The sequence below is a fragment of the Acidovorax sp. NB1 genome (genome assembly GCF_005405905.1).
In the GTDB taxonomy this organism is placed as follows: Bacteria; Pseudomonadota; Gammaproteobacteria; order Burkholderiales; family Burkholderiaceae_C; genus Acidovorax.
Genome location: NZ_BJHU01000005.1, coordinates 139,551 through 154,664 on the forward strand (window position 1 = coordinate 139,551; position 15,114 = coordinate 154,664).

The following is a 15,114-nucleotide window of genomic DNA, read 5'->3' on the forward strand; positions in this document are numbered from 1 at the left end:
GCCCCGCCATGTGGTTCACCAAAGTCAGCCTCAAGAACCCCGTGTTCGCCACGATGGTGATGCTCGCCATCGTCGTGCTGGGCCTGTTCTCCTACCAGCGCCTCAAGGTCGATCAGTTCCCCAACATCGACTTCCCGGTGGTGGTGGTCACCGTGGACTATCCCGGCGCGTCACCAGAAATTGTCGAGAGCGAAGTCACCAAGAAGATTGAGGAAGGCGTCAACTCGATCGCGGGCATTAACGCCCTCACCTCGCGCAGCTACGAGGGCACGGCCGTTGTCATCATCGAGTTCCAGCTGCACATCGACGGCCGCAAGGCCGCCGAGGATGTGCGCGAAAAGGTGGCCACCGTGCGCCCCAACCTGCGCACCGAGGTCAAGGAACCGCGTGTGCTGCGCTTTGACCCCGCCAGCCGCGCCGTGTGGTCGCTGGCCGTGTTGCCCGATGAAAAATCCGGCCGCAGTGCTGTCGAGCTGACCACCTGGTCTGAACAGGTGCTGAAAAAGCGCCTGGAGAACGTGCGTGGCGTGGGCGCCGTGAACCTGGTGGGCGCCACCAAGCGCGAGATCAATATCTACCTGAACCCGCAGGCGCTGGAAGCCTTTGGCGTGACCCCCGAGCAGGTGGCCACTGCCGTGCGCAACGAAAACCAGGACCTGCCCGTGGGCGCGATCCGCTCGCTGGCGCAAGAGCGCGTGGTGCAGATCGACGCCCGCATGGAGCGGCCTGAGGACTTCGGCCGGATCATCGTGGCCCGCAAGAACGGCGCGCCCGTCCGGCTGGACCAGGTGGCCCGGGTGAACGACGGCGCCCAGGAAGTCGAGAGCCTGGCCCTGTACAACGGCCAGCGCACCCTGCTGCTGTCGGTGCAGAAGTCGCAGGGCGAAAACACCATCGAAGTGGTCGATGGCCTGAACGCGGCCGTGGCAGAGCTGAAGAACCAGCTGCCGCCGGGCGTGCGGCTGGAGTCGATTGGCGACAGCTCCCGTCCCATCCGCGTGGCGGTGAACAACGTGCGCCAGACGCTGATCGAGGGCGCCATCCTCACGGTGCTCATCGTGTTCCTGTTCCTGAACTCCTGGCGCTCCACCGTCATCACGGGACTGACCCTGCCGATCGCGCTGATTGGCACGTTCCTGTTCATGAACATGTTCGGCTTCACCATCAACATGATCACGCTGATGGCGCTGAGCCTCTGCGTGGGCCTGCTGATCGACGATGCCATCGTGGTGCGCGAGAACATCGTGCGCCATGTGCAGATGGGCAAAGGTGCCTATGACGCCGCCATGGACGGCACGCAGGAGATTGGCCTGGCTGTGCTGGCCACCACGCTGTCCATCGTGGCGGTTTTCATGCCCATCGGCTTTATGGGCGGCATCATCGGCAAGTTCTTCCACGAGTTCGGCATCACCATCGTCGCGGCGGTGATGATCTCGATGTTCGTGAGCTTCACGCTCGACCCCATGATGTCGAGCATCTGGCACGACCCGAGCATCCACGCGCACGGCCAGAAAACAGAACCCGTCACCCTGTACGACAAGACGATTGGCCGCGTCACCGGCTGGTTTGACCGCGCCACCGACGCCATGGCTGAGGGCTATCAGCACATCTTGCGCTGGTCGCTGGTGCACAAGTTGGCCACCATGGCCATTGCCGTGGCGATCTTTGTGCTGAGCGTGGTCATGGTGCCGCTCTTGGGCACCGAGTTCGTGCCCAAAGCCGATTTTTCCGAAACCAGCCTCAATTTCTACACCCCCGTGGGCTCTTCGCTGGAGGCCACCGAGGCCAAGGCCAAGCAGGTCGAAGGCATCCTGCGCGAGATGCCCGAGGTGCGCTACACGCTGTCCACCATCAACACGGGCAGCGCTCAGGGCAAGATCTACGCCAATATCTATGTGCGCCTGGTGGACCGCAAGGACCGCAGCCGCAGCGTGGACCAGATGTCTGAAGTGCTGCGCGAACGCCTGAAAACTGTGCCCGGCATCACCATCACCCATGTGGGCCTGCTGGATGCCGTGGGTGGCAACAAGCAGGTGGAGTTCTCGCTGCAAGGCCCTGACCTGCAGGAGCTGGAGCGCCTGACCAAGGTGGTCACCGAAAAAATCCGAGACATTCCCGGCCTGGTGGACCTGGATACCAGCGCCAAACCCAACAAGCCTGTGATTGCGCTTGAAGTCAAGCGCGACGTGGCATCGGACCTGGGCCTGTCGGTGGCGCCCATGGCCGCTTCGCTGCGCACGCTGGTGGCGGGCACCACGGTGGGTAACTGGCGCGCACCAGACGACCAGACCTATGACGTGAACGTGCGACTGGCCCCCGAGGCCCGCACCCAGCCCGCCGACCTGGAGCGTCTGCCCTTTGCACTGGCCGCTGCCGACGGAACCACGCGCATCGTGCGCCTGAACCAGGTGGCCCATGTGACCGAATCCACCGGCGCCAACCAGATCAACCGGCGCGACCTGACCCGCGAAGTGGCCGTAAACGCCAACGTGTCCCGGCGCTCGGCCGGCGAGGTGTCGGGGGACATCAAGAAGGCGCTCGATACCGTGACCTTCCCGCCCGGCTACCGCTACCAGTTCGGCGGCTCCACCAAGAACATGGCCGAATCGTTCGGCTACGCCATCTCGGCCCTGGCCATGGCGATCATCTTCATCTACATGATCCTGGCCAGCCAGTTCAAGAGCTTCCTGCAGCCGCTGGCGCTCATGACCTCGCTGCCACTCACGCTGATTGGCGTGGTGCTGGCGCTGTTGATGTTCCGCTCCACGCTGTCGATGTTCTCGATCATCGGCGTGGTGATGCTGATGGGCCTGGTGACCAAGAACGCCATCCTGTTGGTGGACTTTGCGATCCGCGCGCGTGAAGAGCATGTGAACGACGCAGGCCAGACCGTGCCCGGCCTGCCGCGTGCAGAGGCCCTGCTGTTGGCCGCCCGCGTGCGGCTGCGCCCCATTCTCATGACCACGCTGGCCATGATCTTTGGCATGGTGCCGCTCGCGTTCGCGCTGTCGGAAGGCTCCGAGCAGCGTGCGCCCATGGGCCAGGCGGTGATTGGCGGGGTGATTACCTCGTCGCTGCTCACGCTGGTGGTGGTGCCTGTGGTGTATTGCTACATGGACGATCTGGCGCAATGGGCACTGCGAAAGATGGGGCGTGGCCAGCCAGCGCCTAAAATCAAGGGTTTGTCCTGAACATCCCGGCGCCAGCCCTCCACGGAGAAATTCCATGAACATGCCCCTGAACACGTCCGCCAACATCAGCGACCCCGTCGCCCAGGCCCGCTACAACATGATCGAGCAGCAGATCCGCCCCTGGAACGTGCTCGACGCCGACGTGCTCGACCTGCTGGCCGTGGTGCGCCGCGAAGACTTCGTGCCCCCGGCCTACCGCAGCATGGCGTTCATGGACATCGAAGTGCCCCTGCTGGGCAGCGATGCCGAAGAGGCTGTGCGTCTGGGCCACAGCATGCTGCAGCCCCGCGTGGAAGCCCGCGTCCTGCAAGACCTGCAAATCAAGTCCACCGACCGCGTGCTCGAAATCGGTGCAGGCTCTGGCTACATGGCCGCCCTGCTGGCCCACCGCGCCGAACGCGTGGTGTCGCTCGAAATCAATGCCGAGCTGGCCGAAATGGCCCGCGAAAACCTGCGTGATGCCGGTATCCAGAACGCCGACGTGCGCCAGAACGACGGTGCCCGCGACGCGATTCCGGACGGCCCATTTGACGTGATCGTTCTCAGCGGCTCGGTGGCCGAAGTGCCCAGCGCCCTGCTCTCGCTGCTGAAAGATGGCGGCCGCCTGGGTGCCATCGTGGGTGGTGAGCCCGTGATGCGCTTCACCCTGACCCGCCGCACCGGCGACCGTTTCGAGACCACCTCGCCCTGGGACACCATTGCGCCCCGCCTGGTGAACTTCCCTGAGCCCTCTGGCTTCACGTTCTGATTCCCATCCTTCGGAGTTCTGCATGATTGATCACGTCCGCCCTGCCCAGCTGTCTGCCTGGTTTGCCACGGCACCCGAAGGCAGCCAGCCCCTGGTGCTGGACGTGCGCGAACCCTGGGAGCTGCAAACCGCCAGCGTGCGCGCTGACGGCTTTGAGCTGGTCGCCATCCCCATGGGCGAGCTGCCCGCCCGCCTGGCCGAGCTGGACCCGGCCCGCGAGGCACAGCGCCCCATTGCCTGCCTGTGCCACCACGGCGCACGCAGCCTGCGGGTGGCGGCCTTTTTGCAGCAAAACGGTTTTGAGCAGTTGGCCAACATCACCGGCGGCATCGACGCCTGGTCGCACGAAAACGACCCGGGCGTGCCCCGCTACTGAGGTTTTGCCAAGGCGCCCACCGCCCCGCTCGCTCGCATCTTCCATCGAACCGCAGACCCTTCCGAAGGACCTCCATGACTGCATTCCGGCCTTATTCTCTGTCCCTTCTGACCCTGACCCTGGCGCTGGGCGCGGCGCTCACCGCCCCGGCGCAGGCCCAGAGCCTGCTGGAGCTGGTGGAGTCGGCCCGCACCTATGACACGGCCTGGCAATCGGCCCGCGCCCAGCTCGACGCCGCAGGCCGCAAGGCTGACCAGGCCCGTGCAGGGCTGCTGCCCTCGGCCGCGCTGACCAGCGGCCTCACCCGCAGCAATGTGGAGCTGAGCAAGCCCAAGATCGAGAACACCGGCACGGTCCAGACCGTGGGCATCAATGCCTCGCAACCGCTGTACCGGCCCGCCAACCGCATCAACCTGGAACAAGGCCAGCGCGGTGTGGACGTGGCCCAGGCCCAGCTCGATGCCGCCACGCAAGACCTGCTGGTGCGCGTGAGCCAGGCCTACTTTGACGTGCTGGCCGCGCAGGACACCCTGACCTTTGTGCAGGCCCAGAAAGCCGCCGTGTCCGAGCAACTGGCCTCGGCCAAGCGCAATTTCGAGGTCGGCACCACCACCGTCACCGACTCGCGCGAAGCCCAGGCCCGTTACGACCTGGTGATTGCCCAGGAGATCGCGGCCGAGAACGATCTGCGCGTGAAACGCCTGGCACTGGACCAGCTGGTAGGTATCACCGGCACCCAGCCCCGCCCCTTGGCACTGCCCTTGCAATTGCCCGGCGTGCAACCCGCCAACGTGACCATCTGGGTGGACACCGCGCGCGACCAGCAGCCTGCCGTGCGCCAGGCCGCCATTGCGCTCGACATCGCCCGCCTCGAAACCAAAAAGGCCGAAACCGGCCACCTGCCCACCGTGGATCTGCAGGCAGGCTACAACGTCACGCGCAACCTCAACGGCACCATCAGCGCCCCCGGCGTGACCAGCCGCAGCAACGCCGCCAGTGTGGGCGTGGCGCTGAACCTGCCGCTGTTTGCCGGGTTTGCGGTGCAAAACCGCGTCAAGGAAACCCTGGCCCTCGAAGAAAAAGCCACGGCCGACCTCGAAACCGCCCGCCGCAACGTGGCCCAGGCCACCCGCGCTGCCTTCTTTGGCGTGCAGTCCGGCCAGGGCCAGGTGCAGGCGCTCGAAGCTGCCGAGGCCTCCAGCCAGAGCGCGCTTGATGCCAACAAGCTGGGCTACCAGGTGGGCGTGCGCATCAACATCGACGTGCTCAACGCCCAGAGCCAGTTGTTCCAGACCAAACGCGACCTGGCCCAGGCCCGCTACAACGTGCTGCTGGGCACGCTCAAGCTGCGCCAGGCGGCAGGCACGCTGACGCAGCAGGACGTTGAAGCTATCAATGCTTTGTTGATCAAGTGAGTGCGGCCTAGATGACCGCGTCGGGGATGTTGCTCTCCTCCCCGGCCACCACCTGCGGGTGTGCGCGCAGTTGCTCGGCCGCCATGGGCCGCCCCAGCAGATAGCCCTGCTGGTAGTCGCAGCCCTCGGCCTTGAGGATTTCGTACTGGCGCCAGGTTTCCACCCCCTCGGCCACCACATTGAGGTGCAGGCTGTGGGCCATCGAGATGATGGCGCGCACCAGCGAATGGTTGCGGCTGCTCTCCTGCAGGCCCATCACAAAACTTCGGTCGATCTTCACGGTGTTGAGGCTGAAGCGCGAGAGATAGCTCAGCGACGAATAGCCCGTGCCGAAGTCATCCAGCGACAACCCCACCCCCGCGTCGTGCAAACGGTGCAGCAGCGCGGGCAGGTTTTCCTGGTCGCTGGCCAGCAGGGTTTCGGTCAGTTCCAGCTCAATGCCCGAGGGCGGCAGGCCATAGCGGTCCAGCAGCGCAAACACCTGGCTCTCAAAACCCGGCTGCGCAAACTGGCGCACCGACACATTGATGCTGACCACCGGCGCGAAGCTCGACTGCGCACGCCACTGCGCCGCCTGGCGGATGGCCTCCTCCAGGATCCACTGGCCCAGCTCCAGGATGAGTGAAGACTCCTCGGCCGCCGGGATGAACCGCCCGGGCGGCACCCAGCCCAGTTGCGGGCTCTCCCAGCGCACCAGCGCCTCGGCCTTGGCCATGCGGCCGGTGCTGCAGCTGTAGATGGGCTGGTAGTGCAGCCGCAGCTCCGCGCGTGGCACGGCCTGGCGCAGGGCCGATTCCAGCCGCAGGGATTCGGCCAGGCGTTCGTCCATGTCGGATTCAAAAAAGCACCAGCCCCCGCGCCCCCGCGCCTTGGACTCGTACATCGCCACCTCGGCGTGCTGCAGTAGCACCGGGGCCGAAAGCCCCTCCCGGCCCGAGAACGCGACCCCGATGGTGGCCTCGATCTGGTAGTCCATGTCGTCGGACTTGAACTGGCGCCGGATCAGCTGCAGCAGCGCCAACGCGCGGGCTTCCACCTCCAAAATGCTCATGAGGGACGGCAACCCCGCCATCACCAGCGCAAACTCGTCGCCGCTCAGGCGCGCCAGCAGGTCACCGGGTTTGAGCTGGTCCCGCAGGGCCTGGGCAATGTCGCGCAGGATCTCGTCGCCAAAGGCATGGCCCAGGGTGTCGTTCACCTTCTTGAAATGGTCCAGATCAATCAGCAGCACGGCGCACTGGGTGTGCTGGCGCTGTGCGATCCAGAGCACCGCGTCGAGCTGCTGTTCCAGAAATCGGCGGTTGGGCAGGCCAGTCAGCTGGTCGGTGTTGGCCTGGTGCAGGCGCTCTTCCTCGCCCCGCTTGCGTTCGCTCAGGTCGCGGATCAGGCCCAGGATCACAGGGTAGCCCAGGTCCATGTAGCTGGAGAAGATGATCTCGGCCGGAAACGCCTCGCCCCGTGCGGGGGTGATCGAGCGCTCCAGGCGCATGGGCTCGTCCAAGGGCCCCGACCGCACCATGGCATTGACCTTGCGGAACATGGCTTCTGCCTCTTCCTGCTCGCGGGTCAGCAGCGGCACTTGCTGGCCTTCCAGTTCTGCGGGGGATGTGCTGCCCGCCAGTTGGGCAAAGCGGTCATTGCAAAACAGGATCTTGCCGTCAAGCCTGCGGGCCACCAACGCATCGGGCAAGTGCTTGATCACGTTGGTCAGCCGTTGCCGCGTTTGCGCAATCGCTGCATCCACCAGCACCAGTCCCAGCAGCACACTGGAGACCCACCCCACCGCCAGAACGTCCGGATTCTGAAAGGGCGTGCCAATGGTGGACGGTTCCAGAAAGTACAGAAGGAAGGCCGCAGTCTTAAGGGAAAACGCTGCAGCCAGCAGCCGGTAGTGCATGCGCAGACAGAGGTAGGCTGACACCCCATACACCAGCATCATCAGTCCCAGCACCAGGATGCTGCCCGCGTTTTTGTCCCCCCCGAATCCCACCACCGCGATCAGAAACGCTACACCGAGGCTGCGCCCTATCAAAGCGCCGGGGCCGATGATGCGGCCCCTGAGGAAGTTGGTGCCCCCGTGCAGGCTGGCCAGGAAGAAGCCGGTGAGCAAGGTGGCCGCCGTGCCCAGCCATTGCGATTCAGGCTGCAGGTGGTAGCGGTAGCCGGTGAAGGTGGCCCCGGCCAGCGACAGATGGGCAATGCCCCAGAGCAGCGTGGCCTGGTTCAGGCGTGCGCTGCTCCAGCCGATCAGGAACGCCACGCCCAGGATCGCCAGTGCCGCAACACCCAGGTCGTGAACAGGAACCACAGGACACCGCCAGATACAGTTGTTTCACACCATCGTAGCGGTTGCGGCTTACTTTGTGCTTAGGGTCGGCCGCAATCCAGCGATTGCAAGCCGATGACGAGGATGGTGAGCGGCCCGTGTTTCTGGGGGCCAAACCTTCACCGGCGCTGCACCAGGCCCAGCACCGCCTGCGCCGTGGCCTGCGCTGCGCCCCGGTGGGCGGTGGAAAAGCGGCTGGCCCGCTCGCTGGCCGCCGCGTGGGCGGCCGGGTCCAGTGCCAGGCCCGTGGCCTGGGCAATGCCCGCGGCCATGTCGGGCACACGCTGCGCCGCGCCTGCGGCGCAGGCCAGTTCGGCCGCTTCGGCAAAGTTGAAGGTGTGGGGCCCCAGGACCACAGGGCAACCGCAGGCGGCGGCCTCGATGAGGTTCTGGCCGCCCAGCGGGGCAAAACTGCCGCCCAACATCGCTACATGGGCCAGGCCGTAGTACAGGGCCATTTCGCCCAGCGAGTCGCCCAGCCACACGTCGGCGGCCTCGGGCGCGCCCGTCCAGGTGCTGCGGCGCGACACGCTCAGGCCCGCCTGCAGCAACAGCTGGTGCACTTCGTCAAACCGCTGGGGGTGGCGCGGCACGATGAGCCACTGCACGGCCTGCGTGCCGAGGGTGGCGCCGCCAGGACGGGGCGGCTGCTGCGCACCGTTTGCTCCACTATTGATAGCTGCTTGGGCATGCTGGTCGCGCGCAGAGGCCGTTTTTTTCTTCAAATTTTCGAGCCACAGGGCCTCTTCCCCCTCGCGGCTGCTGGCCAGCATGACCACGGGGCGCGGGGCCAATGCGCGCCAGTCGCGGCCCTGCGCTAGCTGGGGGGCATCGGGCACCACGTCGAACTTGAGGTTGCCAAACACGCCTTTCACCTTGGCGCCGATGGCACGCAGCCGCTGAGCGTCGTCCTCGGTCTGGGCCCACACGGCGGCCAGGTTGCTGTAGGCGGGGCGCGCCAGCATGGCCAGGCGCAGTGCGTTGCGCAAGGACCGGGCGTTGAGCCGGGCATTGGCCAGCACCAGGGGCACGCCCTGTTTACGGCAGCCCGCCACCAGGTTGGGCCAGACCTCGGTCTCCATCAGGATGCCGATGGCCGGGCGGAACTTGCGCAGGAAACGGGCCACAGCGCCGGGTGTGTCCCAGGGTTGCCACACCTGCAGGTCGCCGGGCAGCAGCAGTTTTTCGCCCTCGGCCCGGCCTGTGGCCGTGCCATGTGTGAGCAGCAGGCGCATGCCGGGCAACTGCTCGCGCAGCGCGGCCAGCAGGATGGCAGCCGCCCGCGTCTCGCCCAGCGATACCGCGTGGATCCACACAAAGCGGCCCAGCGGGTCGGAGCTGCTGTGCATCATCAGGCTGTCGATGGGCGCGGGATAGCGGCCAAAACGCTCGCCAATGGCCACGCCATAGCCCGGCTCGGCCTTGGCGCGGCGGCGCAGCTTGCGGCGCAGCAGGGGCTGGGCGCCCCAGGTCACCACCGAATACAGGGCGCGGGCGGGGTTCATGCCAAGGCAAGGTGCTGGAGGTCCACGGCCACCACGCCGCCGCTCCAGCCGCTGTCACCCCGGGCGGCCCAGACGATGCACGGTGCATCACCCTCGGCCGTGACCACGCAGCGGCCGCCGGGCTCCCAGACCGCACTGCGGCCCGCACTGACATAGCCACCCGAAGGCCCGCTGTAGTTGGCCAGCAGCACCGCCATGGCGTGGTCGCGTGCGTAGGCTTCCAGCAGCGCGGATTCGGGGCCATAGCCCTGGTGGCTGATCAAGGCCCCGGCCGCATACAGCGCTGCGCCCGCGCCGTGTGCGGCGCTGGCGTGTTCAGGGTGGGTGATGTCTGCACACACCGCCATGCCCGTAGGCTCGCCCGCGAGCAGGTGCACCTGCGCGTCGTCGGTGCCCGCGCTGGCAAAACGCTCTTCGCTGGCATGCAGATGGCGCTTGCGGTACAGCGCCACGCTGCCATCGGGCGCCAGCACCCAGGCGCCAATCGCGGGCAAGGCGCCGGGCTGTACCGGCGCGGCGGGCCCGCCCACCACGATGGCCATGCCCTGGTCGCGCGCGGCCTGGCGCAGAGGTGCCAGTGCCGCGTGGTCGGCGTCCAACACGTTGGCGGCCAGCACTGCGGGCTCGTAGCCGGTGAGCGACAGCTCCGGGAACAGCAGCACCTGCACGCCCTCGGCGGCCGCCACCCGCACAAAGGCCAGGTGGGTCAACACATTGCGCGCCACGTCCCCGGGGACTGAGGGCGACTGTGCAGCGGCGATGCGCAAGGGGGTGGACACGGAGGGGTTGTTCACGCGGGCAGCTCGGTCAGGAAGGTGGTGAATACGGGGTTATCGAGCAGCGCTCAGTGGCTGGCCGCACCCACATGGGCATCGGGCTTGACCTTGTGCAGCAGCGCCAGCATGGCGGCCTCGATGCGGGCCAGCGCCTCGGGGGTGTGGCCTTCAAAGCGCAGCACCAGCACGGGGGTGGTGTTGCTGGCGCGGATCAGGCCAAAGCCGTCGGGCCAGTCCACGCGCAGGCCGTCGATGGTGCTCACCGTGGCGGGCGCGGCAAACTGGCCTGCGGCCAGCGCCTGCAACTCGGCGGTGAGGCGGTGGGGTTCGCCTTCGGCGCAGGCCACGTTGAGTTCAGGCGTCGAGAAGCTGGTGGGCAGCGCATTGAGCACCGCGCTCGGGTCTTGAGACTTGCTCAAGATCTCTAGCAGGCGGCAGCCCGCATAGGTGCCGTCGTCAAAGCCATACCAGCGCTCCTTGAAGAAGATATGGCCGCTCATCTCGCCGCCCAATGGGGAGTTTGTCTCCTTCATGCGGGCCTTGATGAGCGAGTGGCCGGTTTTGAACATCACCGGCACGCCGCCTGCAGCCGCCACGGCGGGCGCCAGGCGCTGGGTGCACTTCACGTCGAAGATGATCTCGCCGCCGGGCACGCGCGAGAGCACGTCCTGGGCGAATAGCATCATCTGGCGGTCGGGGAAGATGTTGGCGCCGTCCTTGGTGACGATGCCCAGACGGTCGCCATCACCGTCAAACGCCAAGCCCAGCTCGGCATCGCTGGCCTTCAGGGCCTCGATCAGGTCGCGCAGGTTTTCGGGCTTGCTGGGGTCGGGATGGTGGTTGGGGAAGTTGCCGTCCACCTCCGAGAAGAGTTCAATCACCTCGCAACCCAGCGCCTGGAAGATGGCCGGGGCCGAGGCACCGGCAATGCCGTTGCCGCAGTCCACCACGATCTTCATCGGGCGGGCCAGCTTCACATCGCCCACGATGCGTTCGCGGTAGGTGGGCAGCACATCCACATGGCGCACGGACCCACCCGGTGCCAGCTGCCAGCTTTCCTGCTCCATGGTGCGGCGCAGGCCCTGGATCTCTTCGCCATAGATGGCACGGCCGTTCAGCACCATCTTGAAGCCGTTGTAGTCCCGGGGGTTGTGGCTGCCCGTGACCTGGATGCCGCTGTTGCATAGCGTGCTGGCCGCAAAGTACAGAAGCGGCGTGGTGACCAGGCCCACGTCGATGACCTCGATGCCCGCCTCGACCAGGCCCTGGATCAGCGCCGCCGACATGGCGGGGCCCGACAGGCGCCCGTCGCGCCCCACGGCCACGGTGGTCTGCCCCTCGGCGCGTGCGGCGGTGCCAAAGGCCCGGCCCAGGCCCAGGGCGACTTCTTCATTCAATGTGGAGGGCACGATGCCACGGATGTCGTAGGCTTTGAAAATGGCGGGCGTCGGTTGCACGTCGAGAGACCTTTAGCGAGGGGTTGCGAGGGGCGGCATGGGCTTGAAGAGCCGGCTGCATTGTAGGCGGCCCCCCTGCCCGGCCCGATGCCCGCAGCGCTTGCAGGCACATGTCCGAAAACGGCCAGTGCAGGCGCCACCGCTCCCTATGATCGGGCCCATGACTTCCACCCCCCTGCCCTCTGCCGCCGATGCCTACGCCCCCTCGGACGAGGGCCGCTACCTGGCCGTGCTGGCCCGGGACGCGCGTTTTGACGGGCATTTCTTCACCGGCGTGACCTCCACCGGCATCTACTGCCGCCCCGTCTGCGCCGTGCGAGCGCCCCGGCGCGAGAACTGCCGCTTCTTCGCCCTGGCTGCGCAGGCGGAGCACGCAGGCTTTCGCCCCTGCCTGCGCTGTCGGCCCGAGCTGGCGCCCCAGGCCCTGGTGTGGTCGGTGCAGGATGCGAGCAGCATCCTGGTGCAGCAGGCCGTGCGCCTGCTCGATGCGCCCGATCTCTGGTCGGCCCCCTCGGCGCCGGGTGAAGGCGGCGCCACCGTGGCCCGGTTGGCCGAGCGCCTGGGCGTGAGCGACCGGCACCTGCGGCGCATCTTCGAGGCGGCCCTGGGCGTCTCGCCCCTGCAATACCTGCAGACCCGCCGCCTGCTCACGGCCAAGCAGCTGCTCACCGACACCCGAATGCCCGTCACCCAGGTGGCGCTGGCCAGCGGTTTTGCCAGTGTGCGGCGCTTCAATGCGGCGTTTGCGGGGCACTACGGGCTCAACCCCACCCAGTTGCGGCGCAGCGGCGCGGCACCCGCGCCAGCCGGTGCGCCCGAAGGCAGCGGCACCGCGCTGCGCCTGGCCTGGCGGCCACCGTTTGACGTGCCCGCACTGCTGGCGTTTTTCGAGCGGCGGCAGTTCCATGGCGTGGAATGGGTGCTGCCGCACGAAGCCACGCTGCGGCGCACCGTGCGCCTGCCCGCTGCCTGCACCGGCCTGGGCCAGGAGACCACCGGCTGGTTCAGCGCGCGCTTTGATGTGGCGCGCCACCAGGTGCTGCTGCAGACCAGCGACAGCCTCTACCCCGTGCTGCCGCTCGTGATCCGCCGCGTGCGCGCCATGCTGGACCTGGACGCCGATCCGGCCGCCATCAACGCCGTGCTGCACAGCGCCTTCCCGGATGGCGACGGCCTGCGGGTGCCCGGCGCCTTCGATGGCTTTGAGCTGGCTGTGCGCGCCGTGCTGGGCCAGCAGATCACCGTGGCCGCCGCGCGCACCCTGGGCCAGCGGCTGGTGGAGCGGCTGGGCGAGCCCATCGCCACGCCCTGGCCGGAGCTGGGCCGCCTGTTCCCCACCGCTGCCACGCTGGCCGCCGCCGATGGCGACACGCTGGGCCAGCTGGGCATCGTGCGCCAGCGCCAGGCTGCCATCGTGGCGCTGGCCCGGGCGGTGGACAGCGGCGCGCTGGCCCTGCACGCAGGCGCCGATGTGGCGCGCACCACGGCCGCGCTGTGTGCGCTGCCGGGCATTGGCGACTGGACGGCGCAGTACATCGCCATGCGCGTGCTGCGCTGGCCGGATGCCTTCCCGGCCGGGGACGTTGCGCTGCACAAGGCGCTGGGTGTTCAGGGCCAGAAGAACCCGGCCCGCGCCGCTGCCGCAGCGTCCGAAGCGTGGCGCCCCTGGCGCAGCTACGCCGTGCTGCGTGCCTGGGCGGCGTTGGCGTAGTTGCTATCAAAATAATAGCCATCAGCGCTTGCCTATTGCGCGGAAAGCCCTGTTTTTATTCATAACACCCGAGCATTCACCATGCACTACCACCCCCACACCGTGCAAGCCCGCGCAGACACGGCCCTCGGCCCGGTGCGCCTGGCCGCGTCGCCCACCGGCCTGTGCGGCATCTGGTTTGAAGGCCAGCGCCACGAGCCCAGCCAGCGCCTGCACGGCAGCGCCGCCTGGGCCGAGGCGGACGGCCACCCGCTGCTGCAGGCCGCCACCCACCAGCTGCAGCAGTACCTGCGCGGCGAACGCGAGGGCTTCGATCTGCCGCTGGACCTGTCGGGTGGCACGCCGTTCCAGCAAGAGGTCTGGCAGGCCCTGCTGGCGATTGGCCGGGGCGCCACGCGCACCTATAGCGACATCAGCCAGCAGCTAGGCCGCCCCCGTGCCGTGCGGGCCGTGGGCGCCGCCGTGGGGCGCAACCCGCTCTCCGTGGTCGTGCCCTGCCACCGCGTGCTGGGCGCCGACGGCAGCCTGACCGGTTACGCTGGCGGGCTCGACCGCAAAGCCGTCTTGCTGACGCTGGAAAATGCGCTGGCAGCGGAACAGCCATCCCTTCTCCCCCACACCCCAGGCCAGGCAACAATGAAAGGCACTCCATGACCCCATCCGGCCAACAGCCCGTCTCCAGCTGGATCGCGGAGTTCATCCTGCTGGCTGCGCTGTGGGGGGCGTCGTTCTTGTTCATGCGCATGGGCGCCTCGGAATTCGGGCCCCTGCCCATGGTGGGCTTGCGCGTGGGGCTGGCTGCCGTCTTTCTGTGGCCGATCATGCTGCGCCAGGGCCACTACCCGGCGTTTCGCCAGCACTGGCGCCCCATCATGCTGGCGGGCATCATCAACTCCGCCATCCCCTTCGCCCTGTTCGGTTGGGCCGTCTTGCACATCCAGACCGGGCTGGCCTCCATCCTGAACGCCACGGTGCCACTGTTTGGCGCACTGGTGGCCTGGCTGTGGTTGGGCGACCGCATCAACCGGCTGCGCTGGGTGGGCCTGGCCCTGGGTTTTGGGGGCGTGGCCCTGCTGGCCTGGCGCGCGCCTGCGGGCACCGGCTTCAAGACCGATGCGGCCCATTGGGCGATTGTTGCCTGCCTGGTGGCGTCGGGCTTTTATGGCATATCGGCCAGCTTCGCACGGCGCTACCTGACGGGCATCCCGCCGCTGGCCACGGCCACCGGCAGCCAGGTGGGTGCGGCGCTGGGCCTGGCGCTGCCCACGCTGTGGCTGTGGCCCGCGCAGATGCCCGGGTTGCGCGCCTGGGGCGCCATCGTGGCCATCGCCGTCATGTGCACGGGCATTGCGTACATCCTGTACTTCCGCCTCATCGCCAGCGCAGGCCCCAGCCGCGCCCTGGCCGTGACCTTCATCACGCCGGTGTTTGCGGTGCTGTATGGCGCGCTGTTCCTGGGCGAAAGCATCACGTCCTGGATGCTGGGCTGCGCCCTCGTGATCGTGTGCGGCACGATGTTGTCAACCGGGCTTATCAGGGGGCGCGCCGTCTCTGCCAGCACTGCCGAACGCGCCTAAACTCGGTGCATGGTTTTTGCGCCGGGTTCATG

General features: G+C 67.4%; 11 protein-coding genes. 7 read left to right on the forward strand and 4 right to left on the reverse strand.

The features are described 5' to 3' along the window. Positions 1 to 8 precede the first annotated feature (8 nt). The 4 genes from AvAM_RS01980 to AvAM_RS01995 all read left to right on the forward strand — a co-directional run bounded on the left by AvAM_RS01980 (position 9) and on the right by AvAM_RS01995 (position 5,730). The gene (locus AvAM_RS01980; protein ID WP_137745489.1) at positions 9 to 3,191 is read left to right on the forward strand and encodes an efflux RND transporter permease subunit; all 3,183 of its coding nucleotides are present in this window, start codon (positions 9 to 11) and stop codon (positions 3,189 to 3,191) included. 34 nt (positions 3,192 to 3,225) lie between these two features. After that, positions 3,226 to 3,939 (forward strand): protein-L-isoaspartate O-methyltransferase, encoded by a 714-nt coding sequence (locus AvAM_RS01985; RefSeq protein WP_137745490.1) that lies wholly within the window; start codon positions 3,226 to 3,228, stop codon positions 3,937 to 3,939. Positions 3,940 to 3,961: 22 nt separating this feature from the next. Continuing rightward, on the forward strand, positions 3,962 to 4,315 hold the full coding sequence (locus AvAM_RS01990; RefSeq protein ID WP_137745491.1) for a rhodanese-like domain-containing protein: 354 nt from the start codon (positions 3,962 to 3,964) through the stop codon (positions 4,313 to 4,315). 74 nt (positions 4,316 to 4,389) lie between these two features. Next, on the forward strand, positions 4,390 to 5,730 hold the full coding sequence (locus tag AvAM_RS01995) for a TolC family outer membrane protein (protein ID WP_137745492.1): 1,341 nt from the start codon (positions 4,390 to 4,392) through the stop codon (positions 5,728 to 5,730). A gap of 7 nt (positions 5,731 to 5,737) precedes the next feature. Here AvAM_RS01995 and AvAM_RS02000 read toward each other — a convergent pair whose 3' ends face one another. The 4 genes from AvAM_RS02000 to AvAM_RS02015 form a co-directional block, all read right to left on the reverse strand. Further along, a complete protein-coding gene (locus AvAM_RS02000) occupies positions 5,738 to 8,038 on the reverse strand; it encodes a bifunctional diguanylate cyclase/phosphodiesterase (protein WP_137745493.1) in 2,301 nt (766 codons plus the stop codon). 137 nt (positions 8,039 to 8,175) lie between these two features. Further along, a complete protein-coding gene (locus tag AvAM_RS02005) occupies positions 8,176 to 9,561 on the reverse strand; it encodes a 3-deoxy-D-manno-octulosonic acid transferase (protein WP_137745494.1) in 1,386 nt (461 codons plus the stop codon). Next, the gene (locus tag AvAM_RS02010; protein WP_137745495.1) at positions 9,558 to 10,355 is read right to left on the reverse strand and encodes a carbon-nitrogen hydrolase family protein; all 798 of its coding nucleotides are present in this window, start codon (positions 10,353 to 10,355) and stop codon (positions 9,558 to 9,560) included. Before AvAM_RS02010 ends, AvAM_RS02005 begins: the two co-directional genes overlap by 4 nt. Positions 10,356 to 10,405: 50 nt before the next feature. Continuing rightward, positions 10,406 to 11,794, reverse strand: a complete 1,389-nt coding sequence (locus tag AvAM_RS02015; protein WP_137745496.1) for a phosphomannomutase/phosphoglucomutase — start codon at positions 11,792 to 11,794, stop codon at positions 10,406 to 10,408. 160 nt (positions 11,795 to 11,954) lie between these two features. Here AvAM_RS02015 and AvAM_RS02020 point away from each other — a divergent pair, with 160 nt between their 5' ends. The 3 genes from AvAM_RS02020 (at position 11,955) to AvAM_RS02030 (ending at position 15,082) form a co-directional block, all read left to right on the forward strand. Continuing rightward, positions 11,955 to 13,505, forward strand: a complete 1,551-nt coding sequence (locus tag AvAM_RS02020; RefSeq protein ID WP_137745497.1) for a DNA-3-methyladenine glycosylase 2 family protein — start codon at positions 11,955 to 11,957, stop codon at positions 13,503 to 13,505. 81 nt (positions 13,506 to 13,586) lie between these two features. After that, positions 13,587 to 14,159: a methylated-DNA--[protein]-cysteine S-methyltransferase gene (locus AvAM_RS02025; protein ID WP_137745498.1), complete on the forward strand. Its 573-nt coding sequence runs from the start codon at positions 13,587 to 13,589 to the stop codon at positions 14,157 to 14,159. Beyond that, complete coding sequence (locus AvAM_RS02030) at positions 14,156 to 15,082, forward strand: DMT family transporter (protein WP_137745499.1); 927 nt, start codon at positions 14,156 to 14,158, stop codon at positions 15,080 to 15,082. Before AvAM_RS02025 ends, AvAM_RS02030 begins: the two co-directional genes overlap by 4 nt. The last annotated feature ends 32 nt before the right edge of the window (positions 15,083 to 15,114 follow it).

Coding starts and splice junctions, on each gene's coding strand:
- AvAM_RS02030 (WP_137745499.1), top strand. CDS start 14,156: ATGACCCCATCCGGCCAACAGCCCGTCTCCAGCTGGATCGCGGAGTTC.
- AvAM_RS02005 (WP_137745494.1), bottom strand. CDS start 9,561: ATGAACCCCGCCCGCGCCCTGTATTCGGTGGTGACCTGGGGCGCCCAG.
- AvAM_RS01995 (WP_137745492.1), top strand. CDS start 4,390: ATGACTGCATTCCGGCCTTATTCTCTGTCCCTTCTGACCCTGACCCTG.
- AvAM_RS02025 (WP_137745498.1), top strand. CDS start 13,587: ATGCACTACCACCCCCACACCGTGCAAGCCCGCGCAGACACGGCCCTC.
- AvAM_RS01980 (WP_137745489.1), top strand. CDS start 9: ATGTGGTTCACCAAAGTCAGCCTCAAGAACCCCGTGTTCGCCACGATG.
- AvAM_RS01990 (WP_137745491.1), top strand. CDS start 3,962: ATGATTGATCACGTCCGCCCTGCCCAGCTGTCTGCCTGGTTTGCCACG.
- AvAM_RS01985 (WP_137745490.1), top strand. CDS start 3,226: ATGAACATGCCCCTGAACACGTCCGCCAACATCAGCGACCCCGTCGCC.
- AvAM_RS02020 (WP_137745497.1), top strand. CDS start 11,955: ATGACTTCCACCCCCCTGCCCTCTGCCGCCGATGCCTACGCCCCCTCG.